Genomic DNA, 26,327 nt, shown 5'->3' with positions numbered 1-26,327 from the left:
CCTACCGCCCGAAACCGCAGCCCAGCTCCGCGAAGGTGGCGATCTTCTCGGCGGCCCGCACGACGACCTCGTCGATGCCGTCGAGCACCACCCGGTCGCCGACGCGGCGGGCGGGCAGCAGCGGCACGTCCGCCTTGCCGCACTGCTCGGCGACCGTCGTGAACGCCCTGGCGGCGGCCAGGGGCGCGACCAGCGGTTCGCCGTTCTGCCGGTGCCGGACCAGGTTCTCCAGGAGATCGACGGACGGCGGTGTGGCCATGCGGTGGTCGTTGACCGTCAGCCTGTCGTCGTCGTACCACCACACGGCCTGTCCGAGCGTTCCGTGCACCAGCACGACCGGTGGCAACGATGTCGTGGCGCAGAGCGTCGTGGCGACCACGACCGGAGGCGCGTCATCGGCCGTGATGCGCACACAGGCCGTGTCGTCCGCGGTGATCGTGTCGCGGCATCGGTAGAGCTCCAGCTCGACAGCGATGTCGGCTCGCTCCTCGACGTCGGCGAGCAGCAGCGCGTTCTGCAGGGCGTGCGCGAACGGGTTCACGAGCGTCCCGTCGTCGCCCTGCCGCCCGGCCCACTCGGACCGTTCGTAGTAAGCGTCCGTGCGCACCCAACGGCCTGCGGCACCGATACCGGTGATGTCACCCAACGCGCCGGAACCGATCAACGAGCAGAGACGCCGGTACGAGCCCGTGCCCTGCGTCTGGAACCCGACCTGGCACACCAGACCGCGTTCGCGCGCGACCGACGAGATCTCCTCGAAGTCGTGCACCGACAACACGGCCGGCTTCTCGACCAGCACGTCGCAGCCGAGTTCGAACGCCTCGAGCACCAGATCGCGGTGCGTCGCGGGCGGCGAGGAGACCACGACGACCTCCGGGTGCAGTTCGGCCGCGAGCGACGGCAGGTCCGGGTAGGACGGCACCGGCACGTCCACGTCCGCCACGTCGACCACGCCCACGAACGTCGCCAGCCCGTCGTGCCCGAGCCGGACGAGGTTCTCCACGTGCCGCGCCCCGTGTCCCCGAGCGCCCACCAGCGCTACCCGCATCGCTCTCACCCTTCTCGGGCGTGCTGCGCCGCGGGCGCGAGCGGTCCGCCGATCGCCAGCGCCAGCGGAGGCAGGGCCCACACCAGCACACCGGCGACCACCAACGCGGCCATCAGCATCAGCCGAGGTGCCGCGAATTTCAATGCACCGCGCCAACGAAGACACGTTTGCGACAGCATCCGGGCACCGCGGCGGCCGAAGCGGCCAACGCAGCCACCCGAACGGGCAATGGCGCCGGCAGCACCGCGACCGCTAAGAGGGCGCCGGGCACCGCCTGCTCAGCTGAGATCCGGGACGTCGACGACGCGGACCGGTTCCCCGGTCTCGAAGCTGCGGTTGGCGGCGAACCCGGTCAGCAGCGAGAGCGTGCCGTCGTGATGCGTTGCCCTGCGTCCCAACGGGTCCCCTTGCCTGGGCGGACCGTAGCGCGCGTCACCCATGCGTTGGTCGGCGCCACCGTGCCCGTCCCGGTCGTACTCGAGCGGGACGTCCTCGCATTCCTCGAACAGCCGGTGCACCGAGAGCTTCGCCCCCTGCTCGGGTTGGCGTGCACGCCGTGCACCGACATGTCGTCCTCAATGGACACATCGGGTTCGAACGGGTTCTGGTCGCAGCGATAGCCGTCTTCGTGCCGTTTGCCGTTCTCGTCGCTGCAGAAGAGCAACCGGCCGTGCGCGCAGACCATCTCGGGAACGCTGCCGACCACCAGTTGAGCAGGTCGAAGTGGGCCGCTCGGCCCACGATCCCGCCCCGACCTCGTCAAGGGTTCGGGGTAAACGTTTTCGGTCGTTTCATGAACGAGGATGAGCCCCATGCCGACTCCTGTGGTGCTCGACTGCGACCCCGGCCACGACGACGCGATCGCGATCCTGCTCGCGGCCGGCTCACCCGAGATCGACCTGCGGGCGATCACCACCGTGGCCGCGAACCAGACCCTGGACAAGGTCACCTCCAACGCCCAGCGGCTCTGCACGGCCGCCGGGATCTCGGTGCCGATCGCCCGGGGCAGCGCACAACCGTTGGTGCGTCCCCTCCACGTGGCCGAGGACATCCACGGCGAGTCCGGAATGGACGGTCCGGCGTTCGGCGAGGTGACCGTCGGCGTGGTCCCCGAGCACGCGATCGACCTGATGCACGCGCACATGCCGGCGACGCTCGTGGCGACCGGGGCGTTGACGAACGTGGCCCTGTACCTGCTCCGCCACGGGCCCTCGGCCGTGCGCGAGATCGTGCTCATGGGCGGCTCGACCGAACGAGGCAACACCACCCCGTACGCCGAGTTCAACATCTACGTCGACCCGGAGGCCGCCGCGATCGTGTTCGCGAGCGGCGTGCCGATCACGATGATCGGGCTGAACGTGACGCACCAGGCACTGGTGACACCGGAGATCGTGACGCAGTTGAACGCCCTCGGCCCGCTCGGCCGGATCTGCGGCGACCTGATGACGTTCTTCGCCACCACCTACCGCGACGTGTTCGGGTTCGCCGCGCCGCCGCTGCACGACCCGGTGGCGGTGGCGCGGGTGATCGACCCGGCGCTGGTCACGTGCGTCGAGGCGTTCGTGGGGATCGAGACGACCGGCACGTTCACGCGCGGTGCGACGGTGGTCGACCTGCACGGCAGGCTGGGCCGCGCACCGAACGCCCGCGTGGCCGTCGGTCTCGACGTGGACGGGTTCTTCGACCTCGTGCTCGACGCCGTGAGGCGCCTCACGTGACCACGCGGGCCGGTCCACCGATGAACGGCCTGGCGTCATCGCGCTGGTCGTGCTCGCGGTACTGCTGCTCGGCGCGGCCACCACGGTCAGCGTGCTCTACGTCGAGAAGGCCTCGGCGATGTCCGAGCAGGCGGAGAACCACGAGCGCGAGACCGCCGACCTGACGAAGAAGCAGCAGGTGTTCACGCACGAACGCTGGAAGAACGACGCCGAGAAGACGGTGGTGGCCCTGCGCGAAATGCGCACCGCCTGCTGGTGATCGACACCGTGAGGCGGCTCACGTAACGACGGATCGCCCCCAGCGATGGAAGGTCCGAACGAGTGAATTTTCTCTGGGGGAGATTTGTCATGACCAACCCTGCGCTGAACCCTGCCTCCGACCACGCACCCGTCCAGCCGGACACCGCCGTGCTGCCCGGCTACGAGGTCGTCACGCCGGACCTCACGCCGCCTCAGCCCGAGTTCGTCCCGGCCCCGGTGCCGCCCGCTCCGAAGCAGAGCAGGACGGGTGTCGTCGTGCTCGCGATCGTCGCCGTGCTGCTGCTGGGCGCGGCCGGGGCGTTCGGCGCGCTGTACTTCGTCGAGAAGGGTGACAAGGCGGCGCTGACCGAGCAGCTCGAGAACAAGGACGGCGAGCTCACGACCCTCAAGCAGAAGGTCACGGACGCCGAGGCCGTCTCCGCGAAGGCCGTCGAGGACAAGGTCAAGGCCGAGAACTCGGCCAAGACCATGGAGGCGTGCCGCGAGGCCTCCCGCGCGGTGCGGGACGCGGGCATGGCCCAGGACCAGGAAGCGGTCATGAAGTCCCTGTTCGAGATGATGGCCAAGTGCTGACCTGAACAACGCAGAAGGGCCGCGACCTGAGCAGGTCGCGGCCCTTCTGCGGTTCGGATCAGCTGACGGACTTGTCGCCCAGCACGGCCCACTGGCTCCAGCCGGCCTTCTCCTTGTAGAAGCGGCGGATCAGCTTGCCCTCGTCGGTGCGGGCGAACACCTCGACCGTCTTGGTCTGCGCGTGGTACATCGCCGTCGGCGGCGCGGTGACCTTGGTGGTGCCGAGCTTCGCCCACGGCGTCCAGCCCTTGTCGATCGCCCGCGAGTGCTCGACGTGACCGCCCTCGCCGAGCTGCACGACGTCGATGGAGCCGGTGGTCGAGTTGAAGACCGCGGCCGGCGCGCCGGTGCCCTTGCCGCCGAGCGTCGTCCACCGGCCCGCCGAGTACTGCTCGACGCTGCCGGACTCGGTGCGGACGAAGACCTGGTCGACGGCGACGCTCGGGTCGCTGACGATCTTCTTGTCGCCCTGGTCGGCCCACGCGGTGCCGTCCCACTTGACGAGCTTGCCGTCGGCGGAGCGGGCGTAGACGTCCTTGTCGGCGACGGCCGGGTCACCCTCGATCCTGCGGTCGCCGACCGGCGCCCACTTGTCGGTGAAGCGCAGCAGCAGGCCGTCCTCACCGCGGGCGAGGACCTCGACGGCCTTGGTCTTGTCGTTCCAGCTGAGCACGGGCTGGCCCGCGACGGCGGTGTCGCCCACGGCGACCCACTGGCCGTCGGTGCGGCGGTAGACCTTGCCGTCCGTGCCGCGCGCGAACACCTCGACGATCTTCGTCTCGGGGTTCATCAGCGCGACCGGGTCACCGGCGAAGAGCTCGGGGCCGAGCTGCTGCCAGCCCGCCCAGCGGCTCGTCTTGTGGAAGTTCGTCATGACGGTGCCGTCGGTGCCGCGCGCGAAGATCTCCAGCTGCTGCTGGCCGGTGTTGGAGATCTGCGGGCCGGAGGCGGCGACGACCTTGTCCGTCACGGGCGTCTCGCTGCCGGTGCCGGAGCTGCCCGCCTCGAGGATGTTGTTGTAGCGCAGCGGCACGTACTTGCGGGCCGTGCTCGCGCTCCACACGCGCTGGACGGGCCTGCTGCCGTCCGGACCGGCCTGCTCGCGCACGATGGGGCGCGTCTTGGCCGCGTCGGCCCAGCCGATGAACAGCGCGACGTGGTTCTCGCGGTCGTTGAGCGCGTCGCCGGGACGGAGGTCCTCCCAGTCGATGCGGTGCGCGACCTGCTCGAGGATGTGCGTGGTGTAGGAGATGCGCAGACCCCAGGCCATCGAGACGAAGCCGGAGCAGTCGGTGCGGTAGGCGCCGTACTTGTTGCCGAAGCAGTCGCTCTGGCTGTACGGCACACGGGCGCTGATCCACGTGCGCGAGCGCGCGAGGACCTCGCTGCGCGTGATCTTGGAGTTGGCCTCGTACGTCCCGCAGATGACGCCGCCCTCGGCCGCGACCGCGACGTCAGGCATGGCCAGCGTCGAGCCGAACGTGATGGCCGCCGCTGCCACCGCCAACATCCCCCACCGTTTCATGCGGGTCACCGTAGCAAGGCGATGTGAAGTTTTGGTCCGGTCGAACGTCTTGTCTTGCATCCGCTCACCGCCGGTTGACGATGATCACACACACTCCGGCGCCGCACGGGTACGCACAGCTCAGGGCCGTACTACAGGTCCCGCAGGCTGGCCACGAGGTCGGCGTCGGTGGTCTCGGCGGTCACCCATGCCAGCGGGTAGCTGAGTTCGATGGTGTCGGCCTCCCGCCTGAGCGTCACACCGGGCAGCACCTTGCGGACCAGCGCGAGCATCGCGTGGTTGTCGGGCAGGACGTCGCCGTGCAGTTCGGCGACGCCCATCCTGGCCGCGACCGTCGTCAGCTCCTCCAGCAACCGGCGGCCCACGCCCCGGCGCTGCCACAGGTCGACCACGGCGACCGCGATCTCCGCGCCGCACTCACCGGTCCTGATCACCCTGGCGATGCCGATCGGATCGCCGCCGACGCGAGCGCACACGGCCGCGTGCCGTTCCCCGTCGACGTCCACCAGCACCCGCCGCGCGGAGGCGGTGAGCCGGGGCGTCGGCGAGTGGAACCGCAGGTAGCGGCTTCGCGCGGACAGTCCTGCGAACACCGCGTCCACGGCTTCCGGCGCGGTGTCGCGGTCGAGCTCGGTGACGCGCATGAGGATCAGCCCTCCTGAGTTCGGAATCCGAACTGTAGCTGGGTTCGAAAATCGAACGCAAGGGATATCCTGGGTGCATGTCGTACTCGGACTTCGCGACCCTGCCGTGCACGCTGAGCCGCCCGGCGGCGTTGCTGGGCGAGCGCTGGACACTGCTGCTGCTCCGCCAGATCTTCCTGGGGACCCGCCGCTTCGAGGACTTCCAGGCGACGATGGACATCTCGCGCAGCGTCCTGACCGACCGCCTGAACGTGCTGCTGCAGGAGGACGTGCTCAAACGCGTGCCCTATCACGAGGACGGCCGCACACGGCACGAATACCGCCTCACGGAGAAGGGCCGCGACCTCTACCCCGTGCTGATGGCGTTGCGCACGTGGGGTGCGAAGTGGATGGCGCCCGACGAGGAGGAGTTCTTCCAGTTGCACCACCGCGACTGCGGTGGCGACGTGCGCGCGAAGGTCGAGTGCACCGAGTGCGCCGCCGAACTGACCGCGCGCGACGTGCAGGTGACGACCAGGCAGTGATCATGTACTGACCACTGTCGAAGCCCGGGTGAACTTCACGCGTGCTTCATTGCCGGTGCGGGCCGTGGAAGCTACCGCAGCGAGTCGAGGTGGCCGCGCAGCACCGACAGCGTGAGCTCCGGCGTCATCCGGTCCGGGTGCAGCACACCGTCCACGGTCAGGCCGTTGAGCAGCGACGCGAGCCGTTCGGACTCCAGGTCGAGGTCGTGCGCGGGCGCTATGGTCCCCGCCTCGGACATCACCGCCAGCACGCGGCGGCACAGCCTGCGCAGGCCGTCGTAGAGCCGTTCCGCGTGCGGCAGCAGCGACGGCCGGGTGCGCGCGGCGGTCGCGAAAGCCAGCCACAGCACCGCTTCGTCCCGCCGGCGGTCGTCGAGCGGGAGCACCTCGGACAGCACGCGCTCACCGGGACGGCGCGGATCGGTGGGGTCCCTCATCGACTTGACGTGCTCGAAGACGCGCTGGTCGATCGACTCGATGAGGAACTCGACAGCGAAGACGACCACGGCGTCGTGGCTGTCGAAGTAGTGGCGGATCGACCCGATCGACAGGCCGGCCTCCATCGCGACGTTGCGCAGCGAGGCCTGTTCGACGCCGTCGCGCACGACCACGCGGAACACCGCCTCGGCGACGGCACGGCGGCGGGCGACGGGATCGACGACTCTCGGTGACACCTCCCTTTTGTAGCATGACCCTGCTAGTTTAAGTAGCAGGGTCATGCTACTAAGGGGGTCGCAGATGACATATCTGCTGATAGCGGCAGGTGTGGTGTACGTGCTCGTGCGGCGGTTCAGGGGAGAACCGCTCAACGCGCGGGACCTGCTGGCGCCGCCCGCGTTCCTGTTGTTCTTCGGCATCCGCGCGGTCGAGGAGTTCCACCTCCTCTACCTGGTGCCGCTGGTGGCGGGGTTCGCGTTCGGGGCGTTCCGGGGGATGACGATCAGGCTGTTCGAACGCGGCGGGCACCTGTGGCAGCGGTACACGCCGTGGACGTTGGTCGTGTGGGTGACGTCGATCGGCGTGAGCCTCGGGCTGGGGCTGCTGACCGGCGGCCACGCGCCGACGCAGCTGTCGATCGGCGTGGGCATGCTCGGCGAGTTGTGCGTCGTGGGGGCGAAGGCGTTGAACACGGGCCTGCCGTTCGCGCCGGAACGGGTGTCCAATGGAAGGCATGGAGCGTCGTGACTTCCTGGTGGGGGCCGGACTTCTCGCCGTCGCACCGACCGCGTCATCCGCGGCGCAGGGACTGGACTGGGGCGCCGTCCGCCGTGAGTTCCGGCTCGATCCCGCGCTGACCAACATGGGGCTGTTCTACCTGGCGTCGAACCCCCGCGAGGTGCGGGACGCCGTCGCGGAGTTCCAGCGCCGGCTCGACGCCAACTCGCACGACCTGATGCCCGAGGAGGCGCAGAAGGTCGCCGAGGCGCTCGGGCAGTACGTCGGGGGCGCGGCGGACGACATCGCGTTCGTGCCGAACACGACCATGGGGCTCTCGATCGTCTACGGCGGCCTGAAACTGCGTGCCGACCAGGAGTTGCTGCTCAACGACCAGGACCACGCGTGGCACCAGCAGGCGGCCCGGCTCGCGGCCGGACGGGTGGGCGCGAAGGTCAGGGTCGGCACGCTCTACGAGAACCCGGCGAAGGCCACCGAGGACGAGATCGCGACGCGGCTGCGGAACTCCATCACGCCGCGGACGCGTGCCGTCGGCATCACGTGGGTGCAGTCGAGCACCGGCCTGCGGATGCCCGTGCGAGCGTGTGCGGCCGTTGTGGCGGAAGCGAACCGTGGCCGCAAGGAGGAGGATCGCTGTCTCCTCGTCGTAGACGGCGTGCACGGACTGGCGGCGGTCGACGACGACGCGGCACGGCTCGGGGCGGACGTGTTCGTGGCGGGGACGCACAAGTGGCTGTTCGGGCCGCGCGGCACCGGCATGGTGTGGGTGAACCCCGAGGTGGGCGACGAGATCACGCCGATGCTGCCGAGCCTGAGCGACCGCAGCACCACGGCGTTGCTCGGGCCCGGCGGTTTCCACGCGTTCGAGCAGTACTTCGCGGTCGCGGCGGCGGTGCGGTTCCACCAGCGCCTCGGCCGGACGCGGGTGGCCGCCCGGATCGCAGAGCTGTCCGGGCGGTTCGCCGCGGGTCTCGCGGAGATCTCCGGTGTCGTCGTGCACACGCCGCGGGCGTTGTCCGCGGGCCTGGTGTGCTTCGACGTGCCTGGGTCGACCGGCCCCGAGGTCGTGCGGCGGTTGGCGGACAAGAAGATCCAGATCACGACGGCGTCGTACCGGATCCCGTACGCGCGGGCCGGCACGTCGATCCTGAACACGCCCGAGGAGGTCGACCGGGCCGTGCGGGAGATCAGCGCCCTGGCCCGATGACGCTCGGCAGCTCGGCGAGTCCCGGCGGTTCGAGCTGCACGCTGGTGTTCTCCATCTCCACCTGCGGCTCGTTCATCGCGTCGTGGGCGAACCATCCTCCTCCAAGGACGAGCACGAGCAGCCCGGCCGCGACGAACGAGGTGGTCGGGAGGCGCCGCTCGGGTTCCTCCTCCTTGCGCGGCAGGGGAACCTCGGCGGTGGGCTGCTCGCCGGGTTCGGGTTCCAGTTGCACGGCCTCGAGGTAGGCGCCGGTCGCGGCCGCGCCGTCCGGAGCCCGCAGGACCGGGACGCGCAGCCGTTCCGCGATCTCCCGTGCCACCAGGGGAATCCGGGCCGAGCCGCCGACCAGCAGCACCACGTCGGGCCGGTCCAGACCCGCGCTCGCGACGACGCGTTCCAGGGCGTCGACCGTCAGCTCGACCGACGGCCGGATGACCGACTCGAACTCGAGGCGGCTCAGCCTGACCTCGCGCATCTCCCCGTTGGTTGCCAGATAAGGGATTCTGACCTCCGGGTAGCTGCCGAGCAGTTCCTTCGCCTCGACGCAGCTGCGCACCAACTCACGGCTGTGCGTGCCGATCTTCGCGATGACGTGCTCCGCGACGAGGCCGTCGAGGTCGAACCCGCCGACCTCGACGCGTTCGGGCTGCCCGGCGAGCAACAGCACGCCCTGCTTGCGCAACACCGTGATGTCACAACCGGTGGCACCGAAGTCGAACACCACCACCGTGCTGTGCTCCGGCATCCGGGCGTCGGCGTCGAACGCGATGGCGGCGGCGTGCGGCGCGGGCACGAACAGCACGTCCGCGCGCCCCGCTTGGACGAGGTCCTGGCGCAACTGCTCGAGGTGTTCGTGCGGCCAGCACAGCGGATGGGTCATGGCCACGCGGCTCGGTGGCTCCCCGTGCCGGTGCGCGAGGTCGTCGAGGAGGCGCGCGACCTCCCTGGCCGCCGCCTGCTGACGACGGCTGCCGGTCGTGACGCCACCGCCGGTGGCGACGGTGGTGCCTGCGGATCCGAGATCGAGCCCGACCTGGTACGACATGGCGGTCACCCCTCACTACGGACACCCACCACACGTACGTCTCACCTGGTCCGGTTCACCTGCTCCTCGGCGACGATCTTCATGTCGTTGGCTCACCACGACATCAGGCGCTGCGCCGCGACTTTCGCACCGTCGGTACGCACCCGGGCGGAGAGTTTCGTGGCTTGGTCGGAGAGTTCCAGCACCTCGGCGAGGACCTCCGTGGTGACCGTGGTCGGCGCACGGCCGATGTTCAGCCGTTCGACCTGGGCGCCCCAGTAGTACTGGTCGTACATGTGGGGCAACACGATCTGCGGCACGCCCGCTGCCGCGGCGGTCGTGGTGGTGCCCCGCGCCGCCGTGGTGCACGACGGCGGCCGTGCGGCGGAACAACGCCTGCTGGTTGACCTCGCCGATGGTGAGGCAGTCCGGTGCGTCGAACTCCAGGTTCGCCCAGCCCCGTTGCAGGACAACGCGTTTGCCGAGCGCGCGGGCCGCCGTGACGGCATGCCGCACCGCGTCCTGGGAGGCGCGCATGCTGCCGAGGCCGAAGTAGATCGGCGGTGCACCGCCGTCCAGGAACGCTTCGAGCGCGGGGGTGAGCGGGCGCTGGTCGTCGAGGAGCCAGGCACCGGTCTGCGTCAGCTCCGCCGGTCCCGGCCACGGGCCGAGCACCGGGTCCGCGGCGAGCCACGGGGCGTCGCCGAGGATGTGGTCGCGGACGTCGTCGATCGGGCCGAGGCCGAGTTCCGCTCGTTCCTCGTTCAGGGTGTCGCGGGAGCTCACGAAGTACTGGCGGTGGTGCTCCCACTGCGCGAGGTTCTCCTCCGGGGTCCCGTTCACCGGAACGCGACCCAGCATCGCGGGTGGCGCGTGGTGCGGTGAGGGCAGCGTGTTCGCGCAGTAACTCGCGTACACGTACCGCGCGCCGATGCTCTCCGCGACGGACCTGGTGGCGTGCTGCAACGCGCCGCCCGCGACCAGCACGTCCGCTCGGTGCGCGGTGTTCGTGACGACCCGGAACTGCTCCCGGACCGACTCCTGCGCGAGCCGGCGCAGTTCGTCCGGCGTGGTCTTGACGGCGCTGACGTCGCGGAGGCGCGGGCCCACCGGGGTGAAGGCGAGACCGTGGCCGGTGACCAGTTCCTCAAAGTCGGGTGGCGCGATGACGTGGACGTCGTTACCGCGTGCTTTCAGCTGGACGGCCAGTGCGGTGACCGGCTGCGCCTCGCCCCGCGACCCGATCGTGGACAGCAGAAATCGCATCGTGAATCCCCTCAATCCCCTGGTCAGGGCACGAATTGTGGGGCCGGTGCGGGGTCTTGCGGCAAGTCCCCCCACGCGCTATGAGTTCCAACGGGGAGAAAGACACAGCCCGCCCGAGCACCTGGCTCAGGCGGGCTGATTCGCGTTCTGCCCCTTAGTGGGCCGCGTCGTCCCAGGAACGGCCGACGCCGACCGAGACCTCCAGCGGCACCAGCAACTGGTAGGCGTTGCCCATCTGGTCGCGCACGAGGGCTTCCACGGCCTCGCGCTCGCCCTCGGCGACCTCCAGCACCAGTTCGTCGTGCACCTGCAGGAGCATGCGCGAGCGCAGACCCGACTCCTCCAGCGCCCGGTACACGCCCAGCATGGCCACCTTGATGATGTCGGCGGCGCTGCCCTGGATCGGCGCGTTGAGGGCCATCCGCTCGGCCATCTCGCGGCGCTGGCGGTTGTCCGACGTCAGGTCCGGCAGGTAGCGGCGGCGGCCCAGCACCGTCTCGGTGTAGCCGTCCTTGCCGGCCTTCTTGACGATCTCGTTGAGGTAGTCGCGCACCCCGCCGAAGCGGTTGAAGTACGCCTCCATCTGCTCGCGCGCCTCCTCCGTCGGGATGCGGAGCTGCTGCGACAGCCCGAACACCGACAGGCCGTACGCGAGGCCGTACGACATCGCCTTGATGCGGCGGCGCATCTCGCCCGTCACCTCGGAGGTGGGGATCGCGAACGCCTGCGACGCCACGTAGGTGTGCAGGTCCTCGCCCGAGTTGAAGGCCGCGATCAGGCCCTCGTCGCCGGACAGCGTCGCCATGATCCGCATCTCGATCTGGCTGTAGTCCGCGGTCATCAGCTCCGCGTAGCCGTCGCCGACGACGAACGCCTGGCGGATGCGGCGGCCCTCGTCCGTGCGGATCGGGATGTTCTGCAGGTTCGGGTCCGTCGAGGACAGCCGGCCCGTCGCGGCGATCGTCTGGTGGAACGTCGTGTGGATGCGGCCGTCGTCGGCCACCGACTTCAGCAGCCCGTCCACAGTGGACTTGAGACGGGTGACGTCCCGGTGCGACAGCAGGTGCTGCAGGAACGGGTGCTCGGTCTGCTCGAACAGGTTCTGCAGCGCGTCCGCGTCCGTGGTGTAGCCGGTCTTGGTCTTCTTCGTCTTCGGCATGTCGAGCTCTTCGAAGAGGACCACCTGCAGCTGCTTCGGGCTGCCGAGGTTGATCTCCTTGCCGATCACCGAGTACGCGTCCTGCGCCGCCTGCTTCACGCCGGCCGCGAAGTGCGCCTCCAGCTCCGACAGGTGGTCGACGTCGATCGCGATGCCGACGGCCTCGACCTCGTCCAGCACGTTCATCAGCGGCAGCTCGATCTTCGCGAGCAGCTCGGTGCCGCCGATCGTGACGAGCTCCTCGTCGAGGCGGTCCGCGAGTTCGGCGACGGCCCGCGCGCGCAGGATCGTGCTGGTCGCGACCTTCTGCGCCTCTTCGGACTCGTCGGTGAGCAGCGACAGCTGACCGTCGCCGGACTCCTCGGCCCGCAACTCGCGCTTGAGGTAGCGCAGCGCCAGGTCGTCGAGCGCGAACGACCGCTGGCCGGGCCGCACCAGGTAGGCGGCGAGCGCCGTGTCCGAGGTCAGGCCGCGCAGCTTCCAGCCGCGGGCGCGCACGCGGCGCAGCGGCAGCTTCAGGTCGTGGCCCGCCTTGGCGATCTTCTCGTCCGCGAGCCACTTCGCGAGCGCCTGCTCGTCGGCCTCGCCCAGCTGCGTCACGTCGACGTAGCCGCCCTCGCCGTCGGCCGTGCAGAACGCGACGCCCTCGAGGTCCGTCGTGATGCGCAGCGCGACACCGACGCGCGTCTTGCTCGCGTGCTCGTCCAGCCACTTCTCGAGCTCGCCCGCCGGAACCACTCCGCCGGAGACCTCGAAGCCCTCCTCGGCCTCGGGTTCCGCGGTCGTGAGCGTCTGGAAGAGACGGTCGCGCAGGACGCGGAACTCCAGCTCGTCGAACAGCCGGTGCACCGCGTCGCGGTCCCACTGCCGCACCTCGAGGCCGCCGATCTGGTACGGCAGCTCGACGTCCTTGATCAGCTCCGTCAGCTGGCGGTTCATGATGATGTTCGCCAGGTTGCCGCGCAGGGCCTCGCCGACCTTGCCGGGCACCTCGTCGATGCGGTCGACCAGCTCGTTGAGCCCGCCGAACTGGTTGAGCAGCTTGATGATCGTCTTCGGCCCGACGCCGGGCGTGTTGGGCAGGTTGTCCGACGAGTCGCCGCGCACCGCCGCGTAGTCCGCGTACTGGTCGGGCCGCACGCCGTGCTTCTCCTCGACGTACGCGGGCGTGAACCGCCCCATCTCGGAGACGCCCTTGACCGGGTACAGCACGGTCACCTTGTCGCTGACCAGCTGGAACGCGTCCCGGTCGCCGGTGACGATCTCGACCTCGATGCCCTGCGCCACGGCCTGCGTGGTCAGGGTCGCGATGATGTCGTCCGCCTCGTAGTTCTCCTTCTCCATGGTCGGGATGGCCAGCGTGGCCAGCACGTCCTTGATCAGGGAGACCTGGCTGCGGAACTCGTCCGGCGTCTTGGTGCGCCCCGCCTTGTACTCGGGGTACTGCTCGGACCGGAAGGTCTTGCGCGACACGTCGAACGCCACCGCGACGTGCGTGGGCTGCTCGTCGCGCAGGATGTTGATCAACATGGACGTGAACCCGTACACGGCGTTCGTGACCTGCCCCGTCTTCGTCACGAAGTTCTCGGCGGGCAGTGCGTAGAACGCTCGGTAGGCCATCGAGTGACCGTCGATGAGCAGGAGCCGCTTCACGTCTGAGTGAGTCACGAGCCCGAGTCTAGGGTGGGGGTCTGACAGTTTCGCTTGAGCCCTTGGAGCCCGTGTGACCGCCGACCTGCCAATCGAGTTCGCCGACGAGCAGTTGCACGTCCGCATGGGCATCGAAATCACCCGATGGGATGTCCAGGAGATGGTCGGCACGATGCCGGTCAAGGGCAACCGCCAGCCGTTCGGCCTGCTCCACGGCGGAGCCAACGCCGTCCTGGCCGAGCAACTGGGCTCCATCGCCTCCGCGATGCACGCCGCGGAGCACGGGCTCATCGCGCTCGGGCTCGAACTGTCGTGCACCCACCACCGGGCAGCGCGGGAAGGGATCGTCACGGGTGTGGCCCGCCCGATCCACCTGGGTCGCAGCACCGCGACGTACGAGATCGTGATCACCGACGAGGAGGGCAAGCGCACCTGCACCGCCCGCCTCACGTGCATCCTGCGCCCCAAGCCGCCGGCCGCCTGACCCCCGGCCCGGTCCTCCCGGCACTGGGGTTCACCCCACCCCGACTGTGCGGTTGACCCCAGTGTGCGACCAAGATCAGCCCGAGATCGTGGGGACATGACCTTCACGACTCGACTGACAGCAGCAGTCCTGTGCGGCGCGGTGGTCGCGGCCTCGGTCCCGGCCACCGCGTCCGCCCACCCGGCTCGCGGCAGCCTCCTCGACGTCGTCCCGGTGTCCACGCTGGACACCTCCCAGTTGGTCACATACCTGGGGGACCACGCCTTGGACGCCTCGCGCGTCCGCTTCGCCGTCGACGCGAAGCGCATCACCTACCGGACCATCGACGCGTTCGGCAGACCCACGACCGCGAGCGCCCTGGTGGTGCTGCCGCGCAACGGTGATCGCACACCCCGCCAGGCCACGTGGCTGCACGGCACCACCGGCTACCGGGGTTCCGTCGCGTCCGTCGCCGACGGCAACGACAGAGCCGCGAGCTACCTGTTCGCCTCGGCCGGCTACCTGACGACGGCACCGGACTACCTCGGCCTGGGCACCGGCCCGGGCTTCCACCCCTACGTGGACGTGAAGTCCACCGTCACGGCCTCCGTGGACGCCCTCAGAGCGGCCCGCGAGCACGCCACCTCCCTGGGCCTGCGGCCCGACCGCCGCGTCATGATCACCGGTCACTCGCAGGGCGGCCACGCGGCCATGGCACTGGGCGAGGCCGTCCAGAACGGTGCCGACCGGCACCTCGAGGTGGGGGCGCTGGCCCCGATCGGCGGCCCGTTCAAGCCCAGCCTGCTGGTCGACAAGGCGCTGAACGGCGAGATCGCCAACGGCGTCGCGTACATGGCGTACTGGACGGTGGCCTGGAACCGCCTCTTCCGCCTCTACGACACCCCGGCGGAGGTCTTCCGCGACCCGTCGGTCGAGGCCCTCTTCGACGGCGAGCACCGCAACGAGGACATCTTCCCGAACCTCCCGCCGACGATGCCGGAACTCCTGACCGACGACTACACCGCCCGCCTGCGCCACCCGACCGGCGTCCTCAAGGCCAAGCTCCGCGAAGCCGACAGCACCTGTGACTGGCGCCCACGCGTCCCCGTCACGATCTACTCCTCGGCAGGCGACCGCGACACGCTCCTCGAAACCTCCGCCTACTGCGACCGCCGCCTCAAGCAGCACCACGCCCACAGCACACTCGTAGACCTGGGCGCAGACGTGAACCACGGCCGCGCCGCCAAGCTGGCCCTCCCCCAGATCCTGGCCGCCTTCGACCGCACCTGATCCCCCGGCCGAGCAACCGGAAGCGGCGCGGACGAACCCTCGGCCCCGCGACACGGGCCACAGCCAAGCCACCCAACGGGCCTACCGCTCATCCCGACGAGCTTCGACCACACGAAGACAAAGCGAGCCGGAGGAAACCCTCCGTCCGCTGCCACGACGCAACTCAGCCCTCCGGCAACACCACGGCGCGCTCATCCACGTGGGCGGAGACGTGAGCCACGGCCGTCAAGCCCGCCCGGCCCCACCTCTCCAGTCGACCTCAACCGCACCTTCCCCAACCAGACGAACGAAAGCGAGGCGGACGGAACCCTCCGCCGCCCCAGAAACAAACGCCACACTCATCCGCCTGAGCACAGCCGTGCCGGCCGCACATCCCAGCCGGACATACGAAAGCGGGGCGGAGGACAACCCCTCCGCCCCGCCCCGAAACACAAACCTCAGTGAGCCTCACCCAGGTACGCGTCGCGCACCCGCTGGTCGGCCAGGAGCGAGTGCCCCGGACCGTCCAAAGTGGTCTTGCCGAGGTCGATCACGTACCCGTGGTCCGACAGCGCCAGGGCCGCCAGCGCGTTCTGCTCCACCAGGAGGATGGTGGTGCCGAGCGACTGGAGTTCCTTGATGGTGTCGAAGATCCGCTGCGTCATGATCGGCGAGAGACCCATCGAGGGCTCGTCGAGCATCAGCAGACGGGGCTTCGACATCATGGCGCGGCCGATGGCCAGCATCTGCTGCTCACCACCGGAGAACAGACCGGCCTTGTTGTGCTTGCGCTCCCCCAGGACGGGGAACAGCTCGTACACGCGGTCCATGTCGGCCTGCACGCCGTCGTCCTTGCGGACGTAGGCACCGAGCTGCAGGTTCTCCTCCACGGTCATCCGCGGGAAGAGCCGGCGGCCCTCGGGGCAGTGCGCGATGCCCTCACCGAGGATCGCGTGTGCCGGGTCGTTGTGGATCGGCTTGCCCTGGAACAGGATCTCGCCGGACGCCGGCCGCAGCAGACCCGAGATGGTGCGCAGGGTCGTGGTCTTGCCCGCACCGTTCGAGCCGATCAGCGACACGATCTGGCCGGCCTCGACCGTGAACGAGATGTCGCGGACGGCCTCGATCGCGCCGTAGGCGACCGAGAGGTTGCGGACTTCGAGCAGCGCGGTCATGCCTGCTCCTCCTCAGCAGCTGCGGCGGCCTCGACGTCGTGCTGGACTTCCTCCGGCGGCTTGCCGAGGTAGGCCTCGACCACCCGCGGGTCCGCCCGCACGACTTCGGGGCTGCCCTCGACGAGCAGTTCGCCCTGCACGAGCACGGAGACCGAGTCGCACAGACCGAAGATGAACTTGATGTCGTGCTCGATGACGACGACGGAGACACCCGTCTCGCGGATGCGGAAGATCAGCTGCTGCGTCGCTTCCGTCTCCTGCGGGTTCATGCCCGCGGTGGGCTCGTCCAGCAGCAGCACCGCCGGGTCCGTCGCCAACGCGCGCGCGATCTCCAGACGGCGCTGGTCGCCGTACGGGAGGTTGCGCGAGAGCTCGTCGTCCAGGTTGTTCAGGCCGACGAACGAGAGCAGCTCCCGCGAACGCTCTCGTGCCGCCCGCTCGCCCTTCTGGTACGACGGGCCGTGGAACAGCGAGGCCAGGGGGCCCTGCTTCATCCGCACGTGCCGGCCGACCATGACGTTCTCCAGCACGGTCATGCTGGGGAACAGGCGGATGTTCTGGAACGTGCGGGCGACGCCCGCGTCCGTCACCTTCGCCGGGTCGCCGGGCAGGACGTTGCCCTTGAGCAGCACCTGACCGGTGGTCGGCGTGTACAGACCCGTGAGGCAGTTGAAGAACGTCGTCTTCCCCGCACCGTTGGGGCCGATCAGGCCGACGATCTTGCCTTCGTCGAGCGTCAGGGTGACGCCCTTCAACGCCTTGAGGCCACCGAAGACCATCGAGACGTCGCGCGCCTCCAGAACTGGCGTGCTCACGCCTTCGCCTCCTTCGGCCCGACGTGCACCTCGTCAACCGGCGCACCACCAACATCCTCGTTCGCGAGCTCCGCCCGGCGGTGCCGGTCGGGGATGAGGCCCTGCGGACGGAACCGCATGATCAGGATCAGCGCGAGGCCGAAGATCATGAGGCGGTACTCCTCGAAGTCGCGCAGCTTCTCGGGCAGCACGAACAGCAGTGCCGCACCGAGCACGGCGCCCGGGATCGAGCCCATGCCGCCGAGGATGACCGCGGCGAGCAGCGTGACCGACTCGAGGAACTTGAACGACTCGTACGAGACGGTGCCGTTCTTGTGCGCGAACACCGCGCCCGCGAGACCCGCGAGCATGGCGCCGATGAGGAACGCGAGGATCTTCATCTTGCCGGTGCGGATGCCCATCGCGCGGGCGGCGTCCTCGTCCTCGCGGATCGCGATCCAGGCACGGCCGATGCGGCTGAACTTGAGGTTCGCGAACACCGCCATCGTCGCCGCGACCAGCAGCACGATGAGGATGTAGTAGAGGACACCGGCGGGGAGCTTCACGGCGCCGATCGAGATCGACCTGTTGAACTCCGCGCCGAACAGCGACAGCGCCGGGATGCCGGGGATGGCGTTGGAGCCGTTGGTGATGCCACCGATGTTGTTCTGCGCGGAGCGGGTGAAGATCTCACCGAACGCCAGCGTCACGATCGCGAGGTAGTCACCGCGGACCCGCAGCGTCGGCGAACCGACGACCGCGCCGAAGATGCCGGCCACGATGGCCGCGATCACCGCGGCGACCGGGAACGGCAGCGTGATGCCGAAGTGCGCCGTCGCGGCACCGGAGAAGTTCGCCGCCACGAGGGCGCCGATGCCCATGAACGCCACGTACCCGAGGTCGAGCAGACCCGCGAGGCCGACGACGATGTTCAGGCCGATCGCGGTGGCGGCGTAGATGCCGATGTTCGCCGCGACCGTCATCCAGTACTCGTTGCCCGCCTCGGTGAACGGCAGCAGCAGCGCGCACGCCGCCAGCACGATCACGCTGAACACGCGGTGCTGCTCGGACAGAGCCGAGAGCCAGCGGACGAACCCGACGCCGCTCAGTGCCGCGAGCAGACCTGCCGCGAACCCGAGGAACGACAGGAAGATCGCGCCCGCGTACGGGTTCGCGGTGCCGACACCACCGGTGGTCAGCATCGCGGCCACGGCGTAGAGCACCGCGCCGAACGACACCAGCAGCACCAGGTACGCGACCGGGGTCGAGACCTTGACGTTCCAGTCCTGCACCGGCTCGACACCGATGCCGTACCCCGCGAGGATCACGAGGACACCGGCGACGATGCCGACGACACCACCGAACGCGGTGGCACCGTCGAGGGCCGTGATGGCACCGAGGCCACCACCCTTGACCGTGATGTACGCGGCGTTGACGAACGACACCAGCGCGACGCCCCAGCCGAGCGCCCGGACGACCCGGCCGCGCGACGGAATGGGCGCGAAGGCGGCGATGAGGACGAGCACGCCGAGCACCAGCAGGTGCCAGCGGAACCCGGTGACGAGGAACGGCGCGTCGAAGAACTGCAGAGTCGACTTGTCGGGCCAGTTGCCGTCGTTGAGGCTGAAGGTGACCCAGGGCAGCAGTGCCGCGACGATGGCGAGGACGCCACCGGCGATCGCGAACGGCTTGCCCAGCGGCGCGAGGGCGGAGCGCTTCGCAGAACTGTCAACCGTGCTCATGCGCGCACCCTTTCCGGCTCGCCGAACAGACCCTGCGGGCGGAAGACGAGCACGAGGATCAGCACGACGAAGATCCACACGTAGTCGTACTGGGTGCCACCCGGCATGTACTGGCCGGACAAGGTCTTGATCAGACCGATGATGAAGGCACCGATGACCGCGCCGCGGATGCTGCCGACGCCACCCAGGACGGCCGCCGTGAAGGCGAAGATGCCGTTCTGGAAGCCCATGTCGATGTTGATGTTGTTCAGGTAGCCGCCGAACATGACACCAGCGACACCCGCGAGCACGGCGCCGATGATGAAGGTCAGCACGATGACGCGGTCGGGGTTGACGCCCATCAGCTTCGCGGTGTCGGGGTCCTGCGCGGTGGCGCGCATCGCCCGGCCCATCCGCGACTTGTTGATGTAGGTCTGCAGGATGACCGACAGACCGACCGACAGCGCGACGAGCAGCACGCCGGTCCACGCGATGTTGACCGAGCCGAGGGTCAGGTTCCCTTCCGGGAAGACCTTCGGGTACGGCAGGTTCGACGTGGCGTTGGGGTACCAGACGCGCACGGCTTCCTGCAGGAACACGGACACGCCGAGCGCGGTGATCAGCGGTGCCAGACGGGGCGCGCCGCGCAGCGGGCGATAGGCGAACCGTTCCATGATCACGGCGACGACGACCGCCACCACGATGCCGCCGACGAACATGAGCGGCAGGGCCACGGCAGGCGACTTCTTGAGGTCGTCAGGAAGAAGCGTGAACGTGGCGAGGCCTCCGTACGAGGCCACCATGAAAACCTCGCCGTGGGCGAAGTTGATCAGCTGGATGATGCCGTACACCATCGTGTACCCGAGGGCGATCAGGGCGATCAAAGCACCCTGAATGACCCCGTTGGCCAGCTGTTGGAGCAGGACTGACACGACTACCTCCGTAGACGGCGGGGGCGAGCAAACAACGCCCGCCCCCGCCGTGGCTCAATCAGTTACTGGGTAGTCGATCAGCCGGTGAACTCGCCGGTCTGAACGTCCTTCCACTTGCCACCGGTGACCTGGTAGACGGTCAGGACCTTGTTGGTGCTGTCGCCGTACTGGTCGAACTTGATGGCACCCGTGGCGCCGGAACCGCTGTAGGAACCGACGTTGGTCAGCATCGAGTCACGCTTCGAGTCGTCCCACGCCGAGCCGCCCTCGAGGGTCTTGGCCAGACCACCGATGATCGCGTTCGCGGCGTCGTAGGAGAACGCACCGTACGCGGCGTAGTCCTCCTTGCCGAACTTCGCCTTGTACGCCTCGACGAAGGCCTTGGCCGTGGCCAGGGACTCGGTCGGCGCGCCGACGGAGGTGGCGAGGTCGCCCTCCTTGCCGCCGAGCTCGATGAACTTGCCGTCGTAGATGCCGTCGCCGCCCATCAGCGGAACGTCGAGACCGTTGTCCTTCATCTGCTTGGACAGCGGACCGGCGACCGGGTACTCACCGCCGTAGTAGACGGCCTCCGGGCCGAGGGCCTTGATCTTGGAGATGACGCCGGAGAAGTCGGTGTCCTTCTCGCCGACCTTCTCGGAGCCGACGATCGTGCCACCCTTCTTGGTGACCTGCTTCGACAGCTCGGCCGCCAGGCCCTCACCGTAGGTCTTGCCGTCGGTGATGATGGCGATCTTCTTCTTGCCGGCCTTCTCGACGAGGTAGTTGGCCGCGTACGGGCCCTGCAGGTCGTCGGTGGTGCAGACGCGGAAGTAGTTGTCGAACTGGCGCTTCGGGGCCGTCAGGAAGTCGTTGCCCCTGGTCAGCGACGGGTTCGTGTTCGCAGGCGACACCTGGGGGATCTTCTTGTCCCGCAGGATCGGCTGCACCGTCTGGGCCACGGACGAGTTCAGCGTGCCGACGACACCCACGACGTTCGGGTCGGTCGACAGCTTGGTCGCGGCCTGGGCGCCCTTGGCGGGGTTGGCCTCGTCGTCCTGGGCCGACACGGTGAGCTTGAAGCCCGGGACCGTGCACTTCTTGTTGGCCTCGTCCACGGCGAGCTCGGCGGACTGCTTGATGCCGATGCCGAGAGCGGACAGGTTCCCGGACAACGGGGCGACAACACCGACGGTCAGAGTGCCCTTCGACGTGTCGCAGCTGCCCCCGCTGGTGCCGCCGCCCTCGGTCTTGTTCGAGCCACAGGCTGCAAGAACAAGCAGCGAGGCACCGACGATCGCTGCGGACTTCACAGAGTGCTTACGCACGTGATGTCCCTCCTATATCCCTGCTCCCGGCAACGCGAGATCTCCGCGCACCGCTCCATCACCCTCTCCTGAGGGATGGCCGGAACCTAGGCGATGACTGTGACCGCAGTCATCAAAGCCAATGGGCTCGTGACCATAACGCAACGCGGCGTTATGTTTGGTTTAAGGAATGTCACAGACGGTAACTCTCGTTCACTCTTTGGACGGCTGTCATAACGTGGTCGTATGACTCCGCGTCGTCGAGTGATCACCGCAGTCGGCGCCGCCGCGGTTCTCGTGGCCGCAGTGCTGGTACTCCGCACCCACGATGATGCCGTGAAGAAGCCCAGTTCAGAGGCCGTTCGCTTAACTAAGTACACAGCGGATTACGTCTCTGTTCCAGATCAACCGGCGCGGCCGAACGCTCCGTCCTCCGGATGGAGCAGCGAGGGACGGGTCCAATGGGTTCCCGTGGAGGGCGCGGCGGGCTACGAGGTGGCCGGGAGGCTCGTCGCGGCACCCGAGATCGCGGGCTCCGGACGGCCCGAGGTGCGGGCCGTGGACGCGTTCGGGCAGCGGTCCGAGCCGGTCAGGGCGGAGGAACGGCCGAGCGACGACGGCTGGCGCCGGGCGATCGGCGGCTGGATCGACGACTTCGACGACACGTTCTTCGCCCGCCGCTACCACCTCAGCGCGCGTGAGGGGTGCGTGAACCCGAGTTCGGGGTCCAACGGCCGGTTGGTGCTCGACATGCCGTGCGGCAACGACACCGCCGTGCTGCGCGCACGGACGTTGCTGCGGCTCGACGAGTCACCGGAACTGGGTCGGGTCGTCGTCGTCACGGACGCCGCGGGGCCACGCGGGAAGCTCGTGCTCGACCTCGTGCCCGGAACGCCCGACCGCCTCGGACCCATACCTACTGCTGATGCGGTGCGCGTGGTGGTGGACGACTCCGTGGCCCCCGGAACGCGCGGCGCGGGCGTTCTGCATCGATTCGAAGCGGTGCTGACAGATAACGACGTGAAGGTGTTTCAGGACGGTGCCGAGATCGCCGCCGTCCCCGGCGTGCCGCGGTGGCGTGAGGCGAGCGTGCTGATCGGCGTGACGCCTCCACCCGGCTATCCGGGACGCGTCGAGATCGACACCGTCGGCATCACCGGATCGCGCGGCCCCGAGGACGAGGTGATCGACACGTCGGTCGTGGCGGGAACGTTGCGCGTGCTCCAGCCGGAGGAGGCGGCGCCAGGCATCGGCGTGGCGCGCACACCGTTGCGTGGGGTCCCATCGGCGCGTTTGAGGACCACGGTGCGATTAGGCGATGGCGGTGATCCGAGCGCCGCGGTGGCGCAGCTCGGATCGGCGCGGGTGCCGCTCCGACCGGTGGTGAGCGGCTGGTCCGCGACGGCGCGTGCCGAGGTGACGCTGGCGGGAGACCTGCCGGCAGAGCTGCTGACGAGGGACGGACCGGACGCGCTGACGCCGTTCGTGCTGCGGATGCCGGGAGCCGCGCAGGCCGAGGTGGTCGAGAGCTACTTCGAGGTGCCCGGCCGGTCGGAGGCGAAGCTCGGACTCGCCCCGGCGGAGCCATCGCCGGTTTTGCCCGTGATGACCGCTGAGTTCACCGCTAAGGGCCCGAACGACGTGACACTGGTGATCACCCTCGACGCCGCCCACGCACGCTCAGTGGCACCGATAGCGGGCTACGAGGTGTACGTCGACAACTCTCTCGCGGTGTCCATGCCGGTTCCCGGTGGCATAGGTGGCCGTCACGAGCTGACGCTCGCGCTGGAAGGTGCCCACAACGTCGAAGTCCGCCTGCGCCCCGAGGATCCGGGACGGCAGACGGACTCCGTGTGGCTCGAACTCAGCCGAAGTTCTCGATGACGGCCTCGGCTACGGCCTTCATCGTGGTGCGGCGGTCCATGGCGGTGCGCTGCACCCACCGGAACGCCTCCGGCTCGCTCAGACCCTGCTTGGTCATGAGGATGCCCTTGGCGCGTTCCACGGTCTTGCGGGTCTCCAGGCGTTCGGTGAGCCCGGCGACCTCCTGCTCCAGCGCGGCCAGTTCGCTGAACCGGCTCATCGCCAGCTCGATCGCGGGCACGAGGTCCCGCTTGGCGAACGGCTTGACCAGGTACGCCATCGCGCCCGCGTCACGGGCGCGCTCGACCAGGTCGCGCTGGCTGAACGCGGTGAGGATCACGACTGGCGCGATCCGGTTGCCCGCGATGTGCTGCGCCGCCTCGATTCCGTCGACCTTCGGCATCTTCACGTCGAGGATCACCAGGTCGGGGTTGAGTTCGGTCGCGAGCTTGATGGCCTCTTCACCATCTGCGGCCTCGCCCGCCACGTCGTAGCCCTCCTCGCGCAGCATCTCCACGAGGTCGAGGCGGATGAGAGCCTCGTCCTCGGCGACGAGCACGCGAGGGGCCTTGCGCGTGGCTTCGGACTGGGCCTCGGCAGCCTGCTGGGTCACCGGGGTCCTCCTGACGATCGTTCCTGCGGGCGAAAGCGCAGTCTACCGGCGGTCAGGCCGCTGATCAGGGTCACCGGCCGTGACGGCAGACACGAACTCCTCGGGCCACGGGTAGGTCCGCATGCCCTCCTCGACGTCCTGGGCGGGCGCGTCCTGGCGGCGCAACGTGGTCTGACCTGTGATCCCGAACTCGGGGTGGGCGAGCTCGCGCTCGATGTCGTCCCGCGCCGGACCGCCCGCCCACTCGACGAACCAGGCGCCGCCCATCGGGAGTGCTCGCAACCAGCTGGCGTCATGCCACAGGTGTACCCGGCGCAGGAGACCGCTCCCAGTGGCCGATTCCGCGACCTCTTCGTCAGTACCGCCGCCGTCGACGTACTCGACGCCGCGGTGCTCGTGCATCCAGCGCACGTACCGCATGCCGAGATCCCACGCGGCCTCGTCGACGCCGACCAGCACGACGGCGGCGTCCCCGGTGGTCAGCTCGGCCGACCGCCGGTGCTGCCGGCGCTGCAGACCCGCGACGCCCATGCCGAAGCCGCCCTCGGTGCGCGGCAGCAGCTCGAACAGCAACGGGCCGAGCGCCCGGTCGTGCAGGTGCAGCTTCAGCGGCTCCCCCGGTTCCACCGTCCGGAACGCGTGGGCGGGCCGGACGATGCTCGCGGGGGGCATCAGCTGGAGCATGCTCGCGGCGGTGCAGGCCGCGAGCAGCACCTTGGCCTCGAGCTGGGCCTGCGCCGGCGTGCCGGCTGCGGGCAGGGGTGGGTCCCCGTCGCGGACGGCCGGGACCGCCTGGGACAGGTTCTCGCCGGTGTAGGTGCGCCGAAGGTCGGCCAGCTGGTCCGTGATGGACAGACGTGCCACGACAGCAGTCCTCGTTTCCGCCGCCCGGCTCGGCACGACAAGGACGCATGTGTCACGCGTCTACGTGGTCGGTTCGCTTCGGTGAGCAGGAGTTGCTGAACACTGCGGCGGAACGTGCCGCTCACTGCCGGGGAGCGGCTCCAGCCTCACGTCTGCTCGGACGCCACTGACCACGGTACCGGACCGGCGCACCCAGTTTTCTAGTCCGCGCCCACGATCAGCTTGTACTTCACGTCGACCTGGGTGCCGTTCGCCGAACCGCGGATCACGAGCTCGTGCTCACCGGAGGCGGGCGGGTTGATCCACGCGTACAGGCCGCAGCCGACGGAGTTGATCCGGCCGGCCTGGGCGCCGAACGGGTTGCCCGCGCGCGCCTCGTAGGTGAACGGCGTCGCGGACACTCGCGTGAGCGCCTGCGTCGAGCCGTCCACCAGCACCTCGCCCTGCGCGCCCTTCATGAACGACTCGCAGGAGGCGACATCGCTCGCGAGGTTCACCACCGGCGCGAGCAGGGGCTTGGAGGCCGGCACGCGGCACTGCCGCTCGACCGGGCCCTCGCCGAGCGACCCGGCGAGCAGCCAGACCTGGACGGGCTGGTCGCGCATGCAGTACCGCCCGGAGGTGTCGGACACCGGGTTGCTCCCGGAGGGCTGGGAGGCCCACGTCCACCAGAGCGCCTGGAAGTCGGCGGGCGCCAGTTTGTCCGAAGTGGACGGCAGAGTGGGGGGTTGTGCCGCCATTTGCGCGTTTCCGCCACAACCGGCGAGCAGAACAACCAAGAACAGCAGGACTATCCTCACTGGTTCTCGCGTCCCTTGCGTCGTTGTTCCTCCGCGCGCTCACGGCAGCGCCGCAGGAACTCCTCATCGTCGTCAGGATTGCCGGCCGCGAACCGCCCCGGCCGGTCGTACTCGGGATAAGCGGGCGTACCGCGTTCGAAGGCCCCGAATCGCGCCCTTCCGGTCCCCACCACCGGACGACCCGCGATCAGCCACGCGATCGAACCCACCAAAGGGAACAGCAGGACCAGGAGAAGCCACATCATCTTCGGCAGATGACGAACCGAGCCTTCATCGCTCGTGATGACGTCCACCACCGCGAAGATCGTCAGACCTATCATCACCACTCCGAACAGCCCACCGAAGTACAGCATCTCCACCCCCAGGTCGTGCGGTCGCCGCACATCGTGGCACAAGGGGCCACTCCGTGAACACAGCTCACACGTCAATCATCGGACCACAAATTCACAAACCCGTGAATCCCGCCGAAACAAAAGCCGTGAGGGTCCGGAAATACCGCGCGTGCGCGCGAACGCCGCACCTGGGCTTGCCTGCGCACGCTCGGCCGTCAGGTCCATCCCCGGTGTCGGCCGACCCGCGCAACCAATTCAACCCGCAGGACGAAAACCTGAACGTTCGTCCAGAATTCGGGAACGCTCCCACAGCGGCGACAATTGTGTTTCCGGCGATTCGAACGGCGTTTCGCGCACCGGAACGTTCACACCGTCCCACGTGGACCGGAGGCGTGAGCGGACGTGGCGCTGAGCACCAGACCTGCTGTCAATCCGTTGCC

26 protein-coding genes are annotated in these 26,327 nt (G+C 69.0%); 9 read left to right on the top strand and 17 right to left on the bottom strand.

Annotated elements, in window-relative coordinates; genetic code table 11:
- Position 1 precedes the first annotated feature (1 nt).
- Both QSK25_RS16405 and QSK25_RS16400 read right to left on the bottom strand, forming a co-directional pair.
- Positions 2-1,048 (bottom strand): Gfo/Idh/MocA family protein, encoded by a 1,047-nt coding sequence (locus tag QSK25_RS16405; RefSeq protein ID WP_285639199.1) that lies wholly within the window; start codon positions 1,046-1,048, stop codon positions 2-4.
- Positions 1,049-1,326: 278 nt separating this feature from the next.
- Positions 1,327-1,566 (bottom strand): hypothetical protein, encoded by a 240-nt coding sequence (locus QSK25_RS16400; protein ID WP_285639198.1) that lies wholly within the window; start codon positions 1,564-1,566, stop codon positions 1,327-1,329.
- 294 nt (positions 1,567-1,860) lie between these two features.
- Here QSK25_RS16400 and QSK25_RS16395 point away from each other — a divergent pair, with 294 nt between their 5' ends.
- The 3 genes from QSK25_RS16395 to QSK25_RS16385 all read left to right on the top strand — a co-directional run bounded on the left by QSK25_RS16395 (position 1,861) and on the right by QSK25_RS16385 (position 3,600).
- The gene (locus QSK25_RS16395; RefSeq protein ID WP_285639194.1) at positions 1,861-2,766 is read left to right on the top strand and encodes a nucleoside hydrolase; all 906 of its coding nucleotides are present in this window, start codon (positions 1,861-1,863) and stop codon (positions 2,764-2,766) included.
- A gap of 49 nt (positions 2,767-2,815) precedes the next feature.
- Complete coding sequence (locus tag QSK25_RS16390; RefSeq protein WP_285639193.1) at positions 2,816-3,025, top strand: hypothetical protein; 210 nt, start codon at positions 2,816-2,818, stop codon at positions 3,023-3,025.
- Between the two features lie 89 nt (positions 3,026-3,114).
- Positions 3,115-3,600: a hypothetical protein gene (locus QSK25_RS16385; protein WP_285639192.1), complete on the top strand. Its 486-nt coding sequence runs from the start codon at positions 3,115-3,117 to the stop codon at positions 3,598-3,600.
- A gap of 58 nt (positions 3,601-3,658) precedes the next feature.
- On the opposite strand, the gene QSK25_RS16380 is transcribed toward QSK25_RS16385, so the two are convergent.
- Together QSK25_RS16380 and QSK25_RS16375 are read right to left on the bottom strand one after the other, a co-directional pair.
- The gene (locus QSK25_RS16380; RefSeq protein WP_285639191.1) at positions 3,659-5,125 is read right to left on the bottom strand and encodes a DUF8189 domain-containing protein; all 1,467 of its coding nucleotides are present in this window, start codon (positions 5,123-5,125) and stop codon (positions 3,659-3,661) included.
- A 131-nt stretch (positions 5,126-5,256) separates the two neighbouring features.
- The gene (locus tag QSK25_RS16375) at positions 5,257-5,769 is read right to left on the bottom strand and encodes a GNAT family N-acetyltransferase (protein WP_285639189.1); all 513 of its coding nucleotides are present in this window, start codon (positions 5,767-5,769) and stop codon (positions 5,257-5,259) included.
- 77 nt (positions 5,770-5,846) lie between these two features.
- On the opposite strand from QSK25_RS16375, the gene QSK25_RS16370 reads away from it, so the two are divergent.
- Positions 5,847-6,293 carry a winged helix-turn-helix transcriptional regulator gene (locus QSK25_RS16370; protein ID WP_285639188.1) on the top strand — a complete coding sequence of 149 codons (447 nt, stop codon included), beginning with the start codon at positions 5,847-5,849 and terminating at the stop codon, positions 6,291-6,293.
- 71 nt (positions 6,294-6,364) lie between these two features.
- On the opposite strand, the gene QSK25_RS16365 is transcribed toward QSK25_RS16370, so the two are convergent.
- The gene (locus QSK25_RS16365; protein WP_285639187.1) at positions 6,365-6,967 is read right to left on the bottom strand and encodes a TetR/AcrR family transcriptional regulator; all 603 of its coding nucleotides are present in this window, start codon (positions 6,965-6,967) and stop codon (positions 6,365-6,367) included.
- Positions 6,968-7,031: 64 nt separating this feature from the next.
- Here QSK25_RS16365 and QSK25_RS16360 point away from each other — a divergent pair, with 64 nt between their 5' ends.
- Positions 7,032-7,478, top strand: coding sequence for a DUF1453 domain-containing protein (locus QSK25_RS16360; RefSeq protein ID WP_285639185.1), 447 nt, complete (start codon positions 7,032-7,034; stop codon positions 7,476-7,478).
- Entirely contained in the window at positions 7,465-8,676 is a 1,212-nt protein-coding gene (locus QSK25_RS16355) for an aminotransferase class V-fold PLP-dependent enzyme (RefSeq protein ID WP_285639183.1), read from the top strand. The genes QSK25_RS16360 and QSK25_RS16355 overlap by 14 nt, the downstream gene beginning before the upstream one ends.
- Here QSK25_RS16355 and QSK25_RS16350 read toward each other — a convergent pair.
- The 3 genes from QSK25_RS16350 to polA all read right to left on the bottom strand — a co-directional run bounded on the left by QSK25_RS16350 (position 8,657) and on the right by polA (position 13,793).
- Positions 8,657-9,721: an Hsp70 family protein gene (locus QSK25_RS16350; RefSeq protein ID WP_285639181.1), complete on the bottom strand. Its 1,065-nt coding sequence runs from the start codon at positions 9,719-9,721 to the stop codon at positions 8,657-8,659. The genes QSK25_RS16355 and QSK25_RS16350 overlap by 20 nt on opposite strands.
- Positions 9,722-9,736: 15 nt before the next feature.
- Entirely contained in the window at positions 9,737-10,966 is a 1,230-nt protein-coding gene (locus QSK25_RS16345; protein ID WP_285639180.1) for a glycosyltransferase, read from the bottom strand.
- 154 nt (positions 10,967-11,120) lie between these two features.
- On the bottom strand, positions 11,121-13,793 hold the full coding sequence (gene polA, locus QSK25_RS16340) for a DNA polymerase I (RefSeq protein WP_285639179.1): 2,673 nt from the start codon (positions 13,791-13,793) through the stop codon (positions 11,121-11,123).
- A gap of 106 nt (positions 13,794-13,899) precedes the next feature.
- Between polA and QSK25_RS16335 the strand changes: the two genes are divergently transcribed.
- Together QSK25_RS16335 and QSK25_RS16330 are read left to right on the top strand one after the other, a co-directional pair.
- Complete coding sequence (locus QSK25_RS16335) at positions 13,900-14,259, top strand: hotdog fold thioesterase (protein ID WP_285639403.1); 360 nt, start codon at positions 13,900-13,902, stop codon at positions 14,257-14,259.
- 96 nt (positions 14,260-14,355) lie between these two features.
- Positions 14,356-15,528, top strand: coding sequence for a lipase family protein (locus QSK25_RS16330; RefSeq protein ID WP_285639177.1), 1,173 nt, complete (start codon positions 14,356-14,358; stop codon positions 15,526-15,528).
- A gap of 437 nt (positions 15,529-15,965) precedes the next feature.
- On the opposite strand, the gene QSK25_RS16325 is transcribed toward QSK25_RS16330, so the two are convergent.
- From QSK25_RS16325 to QSK25_RS16305, 5 genes are all read right to left on the bottom strand, one after another.
- Positions 15,966-16,682, bottom strand: coding sequence for an ABC transporter ATP-binding protein (locus tag QSK25_RS16325; protein WP_285639176.1), 717 nt, complete (start codon positions 16,680-16,682; stop codon positions 15,966-15,968).
- On the bottom strand, positions 16,679-17,497 hold the full coding sequence (locus tag QSK25_RS16320; protein ID WP_285639175.1) for an ABC transporter ATP-binding protein: 819 nt from the start codon (positions 17,495-17,497) through the stop codon (positions 16,679-16,681). The genes QSK25_RS16325 and QSK25_RS16320 overlap by 4 nt, the downstream gene beginning before the upstream one ends.
- The gene (locus QSK25_RS16315) at positions 17,494-19,218 is read right to left on the bottom strand and encodes a branched-chain amino acid ABC transporter permease (RefSeq protein ID WP_285639174.1); all 1,725 of its coding nucleotides are present in this window, start codon (positions 19,216-19,218) and stop codon (positions 17,494-17,496) included. Before QSK25_RS16315 ends, QSK25_RS16320 begins: the two co-directional genes overlap by 4 nt.
- Positions 19,215-20,129 carry a branched-chain amino acid ABC transporter permease gene (locus tag QSK25_RS16310; RefSeq protein WP_285639170.1) on the bottom strand — a complete coding sequence of 305 codons (915 nt, stop codon included), beginning with the start codon at positions 20,127-20,129 and terminating at the stop codon, positions 19,215-19,217. Before QSK25_RS16310 ends, QSK25_RS16315 begins: the two co-directional genes overlap by 4 nt.
- A 77-nt stretch (positions 20,130-20,206) precedes the next feature.
- Positions 20,207-21,436 (bottom strand): branched-chain amino acid ABC transporter substrate-binding protein, encoded by a 1,230-nt coding sequence (locus QSK25_RS16305; protein ID WP_285639168.1) that lies wholly within the window; start codon positions 21,434-21,436, stop codon positions 20,207-20,209.
- A gap of 450 nt (positions 21,437-21,886) precedes the next feature.
- Here QSK25_RS16305 and QSK25_RS16300 point away from each other — a divergent pair, with 450 nt between their 5' ends.
- Positions 21,887-23,299, top strand: a complete 1,413-nt coding sequence (locus tag QSK25_RS16300) for a hypothetical protein (protein ID WP_285639167.1) — start codon at positions 21,887-21,889, stop codon at positions 23,297-23,299.
- Here QSK25_RS16300 and QSK25_RS16295 read toward each other — a convergent pair.
- From QSK25_RS16295 to QSK25_RS16280, 4 genes are all read right to left on the bottom strand, one after another.
- Positions 23,280-23,891: an ANTAR domain-containing response regulator gene (locus QSK25_RS16295; RefSeq protein WP_285639166.1), complete on the bottom strand. Its 612-nt coding sequence runs from the start codon at positions 23,889-23,891 to the stop codon at positions 23,280-23,282. The two genes, QSK25_RS16300 and QSK25_RS16295, sit on opposite strands and share 20 nt — an antisense overlap.
- 42 nt (positions 23,892-23,933) lie before the next feature.
- Positions 23,934-24,755, bottom strand: coding sequence for a hypothetical protein (locus QSK25_RS16290; RefSeq protein ID WP_285639165.1), 822 nt, complete (start codon positions 24,753-24,755; stop codon positions 23,934-23,936).
- A 200-nt stretch (positions 24,756-24,955) separates the two neighbouring features.
- Positions 24,956-25,495 (bottom strand): hypothetical protein, encoded by a 540-nt coding sequence (locus QSK25_RS16285; protein WP_285639164.1) that lies wholly within the window; start codon positions 25,493-25,495, stop codon positions 24,956-24,958.
- A gap of 56 nt (positions 25,496-25,551) precedes the next feature.
- Complete coding sequence (locus QSK25_RS16280; protein WP_285639402.1) at positions 25,552-25,908, bottom strand: PLDc N-terminal domain-containing protein; 357 nt, start codon at positions 25,906-25,908, stop codon at positions 25,552-25,554.
- Between the last annotated feature and the right edge of the window lie 419 nt (positions 25,909-26,327).

It is taken from the genome of Lentzea sp. NBRC 102530, from assembly GCF_030269365.1.
In the GTDB taxonomy this organism is placed as follows: Bacteria; Actinomycetota; Actinomycetes; order Mycobacteriales; family Pseudonocardiaceae; genus Lentzea.
The sequence above is the reverse complement of the archived record's forward strand: the minus strand, read 5'-3'. Positions and strand labels throughout refer to the sequence as shown.